We start from the raw sequence: 4,137 nt of genomic DNA, 5'->3' as shown, positions 1-4,137 counted from the left end.
ACCGCGCGGCGTGACGGTGGAGGCCGAGGCCGTCCGAGCTGCGGCATCCGACCGGTGCCGAGGGAAGGGGGGAGCTCGTGCGGCATGTCGAGCCGAACGGTCAGGAACGTGGGTTAGGGCATCGCCGATGCCCCGGATCGCGATGAACGCCGAGGCCCAGAGGACGAGCACCACGAGGGTCGCGGCGAGGACCTTCCAGTTCCCCACGGCTGCCGCACCGGGCGCGCCGGTCCCGCCAGGCCCGCCAGCCAGGTCGCGCACGCCCGGCGCAGGGGTGATCGCGGCGGCGTCGAGCGGTCCGGTCGTGCGAGGAGGCTGCATCCCTCCACCTTCCCGGCGATGGTCATCTGAGCACAAGCGAATGATCCTTCCCATTCATTCAGTGCGACTGTACGATCTGTCCATGGTCGATCCCCACCGCCTCCGCGTCTTCCGCGCCGTCGTGCAGACCGGCTCGATCAACCGCGCGGCATCCCGTCTCGGCTACACGCCGTCGGCCGTCAGCCAGCACGTCAGCGCACTCCAGCGCGAGACCGGCCTGACCCTCATCGAGAAGCGCGGCCGCGGCATCGTGCCGACCGCCTCCGGCATCGCCGTCGCCGACCGCGCGTCGCGCGTGCTCGACCAGCTCGCCGACTTCGATGCGATGGCCGACGACCTGCGGGCGGGTCGCAGCGGCACCCTGCACCTCGGATGCTTCATGTCGGCCAATCGCGCCTGGATGCCGTCGGTGGTGGCCGCACTCGTCGAGGAGTTCCCGGCCATGCGCATCGAGCTGAGCCTCGCCGAGCTCCGCGGCGCGCAGTGGACGGGCGACCTGGACCTCGAGCTGTACATCGCCGAGGCCGTGCGCGGCGACCGGAATCCCGCCGTGGCCGACGGCGACACCGACGGGTACGACATCGAGGAGGTGCGCACCGAGGGCTACGTGGCCGTCGTGCCGTCGGGGCATCCGCTCGCCCTCCGCCCGTCGGTCGCACTCGCCGAGCTCGCGGGCGAAGCCTGGATCGACAACGACCACGCACGCGGCCCCTGCCGTGAGATCGTGCTCACCGCCTGCCGGGAGCTCGGCTTCGCGCCGCCGTTCCGCCTGCAGGCGCCCGACTACACGAGCGCCCTCGACTACGTCGCCCAGGCGGTCGGCATCACCGTGCTCCCCCGGCTCGGGGCGCTCGCGCTGCCCGACGGCGTCGTGATGGTGCCGGTCGAGGATGCCGCGGCACGACGTCGCATCATGCTGCGGGTGAAGCGGTCGATGCGCACCCACCCGGCGGTCGCGCGCACCGCCGCGCTGCTGCGCGAGGCGGCCGCAGCCTGAGCGGGGCGGTCATCCCACGGCTTCGTCGCGGACGAGCACGACCAGCCCGGACCGCTGTTCGACTGGGTGACCAGCGGTGACGTCCACGTCTTTGACGGACAGCTGGGACGGGAAGCCTCCGGGCGGGATCGACCACGTGGTCGAGGTCGCCGCCGGTGAGGTCGGCGGCCAGGCGCTTGCGGAAGGCCCGCACCGTGCCGCCCTGCTCACCAGACCTGGAGCGCGAGCTCAGTCGACACTCTTCTTCCTGTTCTGCACCTGCAATCCCCCGGCCGGGCGCACCTCGACCACGAAGAGTTCCGTGGCTCGAACCAGGTCCGAGAGTTTCGCGTAGCCCCAGTTCCGTGAGTCGAAGTCGGGCTGTTGCTTCCGCATGAGCTGGCCGACCATGGAGAGGTTCGCCCAACCGTCCTCGCCCGATGCGCTGGCCACGCCGGTCCGCAGTCCGGATACGAGCTTGGCATCGCCGCGCAGCTTCGGAGACGGAACGCGCGTGACCGCGGCGGACGTGTTCTCCGCTGCAGGCTCCTCGAGCACGTCGAGGTAGGTGAAGCGATCGCACGCGTTCCGGAAGGCTTCGGGCGTCTTGCGCTCTCCGAATCCGTAGACGGTGACACCGTCTTCACGAATGCGGGACGCGAGACGGGTGAAGTCGCTGTCGGATGACACGATGCAGAACCCCTGGAATCGACGCGTGTAGAGGAGGTCCATGGCATCGATGATCAGGGCGCTGTCGGTCGCGTTCTTGCGGATCGTGTTGCCGAACTGCTGCATCGGCTGGATGACATGCTCGCTCGCAACGGGCTTCCAGCTGCTCAGGTTCGGCTTCGTCCAGTCGCCGTAGATCCGCTTGACCGAGGCTGTGCCGAATCGTGCGACCTCGGCGAGGACGGCAGCGATCCGTGACGGCGGCACGTTGTCAGCGTCGATCAGGACGGCGAGGAGGTCGTTCGGCTGCGACATGCGACAAGCATGGCAGCCCGAAACAGCTTGAGAGCGGAGACGAGGGGATTTGAACCCCTGGTCCCCTTACGGGGACTCCACCTTAGCAGGGTGGTGCACTCGACCGGACTATGCGACGTCTCCTCGCGAACCGCCATGGCGGACACGCGACAGCCATCATAACCCGCGGATGCCGCGGATGACGATTCGGCGCAGGCGCCCCGGCCTGCGCTACTGGTCGTCGAGCGTGCGGCCCGCGGAACAGCGGACGTCGGCGCCGGTCTGTCCGGCGACGTCCTCGGGCAGCGCCTCGGTCGTCGGGACCGGAGCGGCCGGGTCCGCGGGCGGAGCCTCCTCAGCGGGAGCCTCCTCTGCCGGGGGCTGCGCGGTCGGGTCTGCTGCCGAGCCGAAGTCGTTGTTCTGCGCGTCGGGGTCGAACGTCACGGGCAGATCGGCCTGCAGCGCCTGGTTGATGAGCTCGGCCGAGGCGTTGGGCGCCACGGCGCCACCGCCCGCGACGTACGAGGTCGGGTACTGGATGAACGCGAGCTTCGCCAGGTCGATGTCCTTCATCGCCTTGGCGATGGAGATCATGCGCGTCGGGTCGGTGAGGCTGCTGGAGAGCTGCATGTTGGCGAGCGCGGCCTTGGCGATCGAGTAGAGCTTCACGGGATCGCCGAGCGTGCCGTCGGACTGCAGCTTGCGCGCGAGCGCCGAGAGGAAGACCTGCTGGTTCGAGATGCGGCCGAGGTCGGAGCCGTCGCCCACGCCGTGCCGGGTGCGGAGGAACTGCAGCGCGGCCACGCCACTCAGGGTGTGCGTGCCAGGGTCGAGGAACGTGCCGGTGTACTCGTCCTCGATGGGCTCGGCCACGCAGACGTCGACGCCGCCCACGGCCTCGGAGAGTCCCGCGACGCCCATGAACTGCACGATGCCGGCGAACGGGACGGTGACGCCGGTGAGCTGCTCGACCGTCTTCGCGACGCAGTCCATGCCGCCGTACGAGAGCACGGTGTTGATCTTCACGTCGTAGAGCTCGTCGAGGGTGCTGCTGGGATCCTCGGGGTCGGTGCAGGCGGGAACGTCGACCAGCATGTCGCGCGGGAAGCTGACGACCGAGGCGTGCGAGTGGTCCTGCGCGATGTGCATGAGCATCGTCACGTCGTTGAGGACGGCGGTCTCCTCGTCGGGATCGCCGAAGGCCTCACCCTGGCCCTGGCGGCTGTCGCTGCCGATGAGCAGCAGGTTGACGCCGCCCTCGATCGCGCCGACATCGGGCACGCCCTCGAGCACCTTCTCGCTCTCGAGCTTGACGGTGGGCTGCACGGTGCTCGCGAGGTCCCAGGCCGCGTACGCGGCGACGGCGGAGCCGGAGATGAGGGTCACTGCGACGACGGATGCCGCGACCTTGGCCACGGTCGACCATGCACTGTGGGTCTTGAGCCGACCGTGACGTGCGACGGAAGGGTTCTTCGCCGCGCGCCGCGAGCTGTGACGCAAGTCCTGGTTCACCCGGTTCCTCTCGTTCCAGTCGTGGTAGTCGTCTGCGGAGGGCGTGGGATTCGAACCCACGAGGCATTGCTGCCCACTGGTTTTCAAGACCAGCTCCATCGGCCGCTCGGACAGCCCTCCTCGCCGGCACGCTGACGCCCCGTGAGAGGCGACGACGCACGGCAGGCCCCGATTCTAGCCGAAGCGCAGTTCCGACGAGCCTCGCAGCACAGTCTGGGAAGGTCCTGAAGCGGATGCCGCGTCAGCCGGCGTTCGCGCTCGCACAGCGCACCTCGGCGGCGTTCTGCCCAGTGACGTCCTCGGGCAGGACCTCGGGCGCCGGCGCGGCCGGGTCGGCCGGGGTGGACGGGTCACCGGTCGCGGGC

At 69.7% G+C, this 4,137-nt stretch carries 4 protein-coding genes and 2 tRNA genes; 1 reads left to right on the top strand and 5 read right to left on the bottom strand.

Annotation, left to right across the window (positions count from 1 at the left end; all coding sequences use genetic code 11):
- The coding region (locus tag GH736_RS24670) for a hypothetical protein (protein WP_407922369.1) at positions 1-321 on the bottom strand (321 nt) is incomplete at its 3' end.
- 82 nt (positions 322-403) lie between these two features.
- Here GH736_RS24670 and GH736_RS18425 point away from each other — a divergent pair.
- The gene (locus GH736_RS18425; RefSeq protein ID WP_159605927.1) at positions 404-1,318 is read left to right on the top strand and encodes a LysR family transcriptional regulator; all 915 of its coding nucleotides are present in this window, start codon (positions 404-406) and stop codon (positions 1,316-1,318) included.
- Positions 1,319-1,546: 228 nt separating this feature from the next.
- Here the strand turns inward: GH736_RS18425 and GH736_RS18420 are convergent, their stop codons facing one another.
- From GH736_RS18420 to GH736_RS18405, 4 genes are all read right to left on the bottom strand, one after another.
- Entirely contained in the window at positions 1,547-2,281 is a 735-nt protein-coding gene (locus GH736_RS18420; protein WP_159605925.1) for an NYN domain-containing protein, read from the bottom strand.
- A 34-nt stretch (positions 2,282-2,315) separates the two neighbouring features.
- A tRNA-Ser gene (locus tag GH736_RS18415) sits at positions 2,316-2,404 on the bottom strand.
- Positions 2,405-2,491: 87 nt separating this feature from the next.
- Positions 2,492-3,832, bottom strand: a complete 1,341-nt coding sequence (locus GH736_RS18410) for an LCP family protein (protein ID WP_235934443.1) — start codon at positions 3,830-3,832, stop codon at positions 2,492-2,494.
- A tRNA-Ser gene (locus GH736_RS18405) sits at positions 3,808-3,892 on the bottom strand. Before GH736_RS18405 ends, GH736_RS18410 begins: the two co-directional genes overlap by 25 nt.
- Between the last annotated feature and the right edge of the window lie 245 nt (positions 3,893-4,137).

Source organism: Agromyces humi (assembly GCF_009720255.1).
Taxonomy (GTDB): domain Bacteria; phylum Actinomycetota; class Actinomycetes; order Actinomycetales; family Microbacteriaceae; genus Agromyces; species Agromyces humi.
The sequence above is the reverse complement of the archived record's forward strand: the minus strand, read 5'-3'. Positions and strand labels throughout refer to the sequence as shown.

What these genes read in the sequence shown, in the direction of transcription:
- GH736_RS18425 (WP_159605927.1), top strand. Translation starts at nt 404, where the DNA reads ATGGTCGATCCCCACCGCCTCCGCGTCTTCCGCGCCGTCGTGCAGACC.
- GH736_RS18420 (WP_159605925.1), bottom strand. Translation starts at nt 2,281, where the DNA reads ATGTCGCAGCCGAACGACCTCCTCGCCGTCCTGATCGACGCTGACAAC.